Below are 2,296 nucleotides of genomic sequence, written 5' to 3' on the forward strand. Positions count from 1 at the left end.
GGACGGATGCGGGTTCGGGTGTGGCATCGCCGGCGTCGAACGCGGTCACGGTGCTGACCGGTGCGAGCGCCACACTGGAGGAGATCGACAGCATCGCGGAGGTCGCTTATTTCGACGGCGGGATCGCGCAAGGCCTGGATGCCACCGACATTCCCGTGTCTCTGGCATCGACGGATGCGGACGACGGCGCAGTGATCGAGGCGCGGTATGTCGAGTTCAGCGACTGGAACGCTGCGACCCCGGACGTTCGCGGTACGGAAGGAACTTGGCAGGCCATCGGGACAGTCAGCGGCGGCACCATTTCCGGCGCCACGCTCAATGACGTGCCGCTCGACCTTGGCACCTACAAGCGGATCGAGTGCCGGGTGCAGGGCAGCGCAGCCCCTGAGAGCATCATGACTCGGAAAGTCTGCGTCGGGCTTGTGGTTGTGGGGCTTGGACAATCGAACGCGGTCAAGTTCGCCGTCGCGGACAATTCTGTCACGATCACGCCTGAAACGATCCCCGAGCCGAACAACGTGCAACTCTGGACTCCGGATCGCACGAACACCCCGCGCGTCGGCCCCACGATCAAGCAGATTAACAACGAGGCCGGGAACGAACCCATGCCGGGTTTCGCGCGCATGGTCAGGTTGATCCAAGTGAACTACCCCGGCCTGAAAATCCTGTTCGGGCTGATGGCCGTGTCCGGAGTGCAGGCACCGGAATGGGTCGACCCGGACGGCACGCCGCCGCGGCCATGGGAGGACGACCGCAGGTTTGTGCAGGACGAAATCACCCGGCACGGCACAAAGATCGGTGTCGTGTGGAACATGTCATGGACCGCCTTCATGAACCAGAACGCGGCGATCATGGTTCCGATCCTCACGCAAAAGCTGATCGACGGGACGCCGGTCAGCCTTGGCACGACCATCGGAGAGGGTGGCCTAGCCTACACGCTCAACCATTCGATGGCCGAACTGGTTGATTACTCATACACGAAGATCGGCGTCATCATCTCGACAGGCCGTCCCGCGCAGAGCCCGACCTTCACGCACACGACGGTGGGGGAAATCATGACGACCGAGGCGGCGCTAGCCGAGAACATTCCCGGCGGCTGGGACCCGTTTTTTGAGAACACGACGGATTTCCCGATGGCGCTGCCGAAACAGTGGTCCCCGCAGACGATGTGCCTGCGTCTGGCGGCGGACGATCCGCATTTTTCGAACGACGACGACTGGGGCTTTCCGCTGCTGGGCGAACTCTACGCCTACCAGATGCTCGACATGCTGGGCATTGTGTCCGTGCCCACGCCAGAAATCACCGACACCGACTGGACCGAGACGCATATCGACCTGTGGAACCCGGCCTATGACATCACCACGCGGCGCAACGAGGAAGGCGGCACGTCCGCGTTCGTTCGGGGGTTTGTATTCGACGGCGTGGCCATGACGACGGAAGCGCAGCTTCTGCCGAACGCGGGCGGGTCCGGGCGTGTCGGTATCCGCATCGCGCCGTCGGGCGGCGTGGACGGGTCGGAGCCGCTGTTCTACGGCATCGGCGGAATTCCCGGCCTGTTGTCGTCCCCTGCGGACATCACGGCGCGCTACATCGGTGATCTTCCGATCATGGATCTCGGCCTGACCGGCGTTCCGGGCATGCCCATCGTCGCGCGCGGACAGGTCAGCTTTGAAAGCAACCTCGTCGGGACGCCGTTCTTCACACTTGCCTCCGGGCACGGCGGTTTCGAGGATCCGGCTTCTGGCGGCAGCGGCCTGGACAAGGTCCTGACCGTCGAGGCTGTGATCCGACGGACGCAATCGACGGACACGGGCACGTTCGCGCAGGTTCTTAGCAACAACTTCTCGTGGCGTATGGAGCGCTCGGGCATCCTCGAACTTGGCGGGGGCAGCCAGCCCAACCTTCCGAACGTGAACTTCAGCGACGTGTTCACCTTCGGAAAGTTCGTGCGCGTGATCATCAGCGTGGACTTGAACGCGGGCGCGGACGGCGGGACCGGTGGTATCATCCGGGCGTGGCACGGCGAGCCGGGCAAGGTCATGACGGCGCTGACCCCGACGCCGGTTCCTTCGCCAGGCTCTATTTCTTCGACCCAACCCCTGCGGCTGCTGACGCCGAGCCTTTTGGCGGATGTCCGGTACATCAACGCATGGAAGCAGGCGATCACGACGGACACCGTGCCGGACGCGACGACGGCCTACAAGCGACTCTACGCGGGCGAGGGCGGCACGATCTTGACGCCGAGCCTGCCGGTGTGGGGCAGCGAGAGCGTCGCGTCGTAGTCATGGGCTGGCAA

Annotated in this window: 1 protein-coding gene; it reads left to right on the forward strand. The window is 64.0% G+C overall.

The window, feature by feature from the left end:
- The coding region (locus tag DDE13_RS22300; RefSeq protein ID WP_222626187.1) for a hypothetical protein at positions 1 to 2,282 on the forward strand (2,282 nt) is incomplete at its 5' end.
- Between the last annotated feature and the right edge of the window lie 14 nt (positions 2,283 to 2,296).

The sequence above is a fragment of the Meridianimarinicoccus zhengii genome, assembly GCF_003254465.1.
In the GTDB taxonomy this organism is placed as follows: Bacteria; Pseudomonadota; Alphaproteobacteria; order Rhodobacterales; family Rhodobacteraceae; genus Meridianimarinicoccus; species Meridianimarinicoccus zhengii.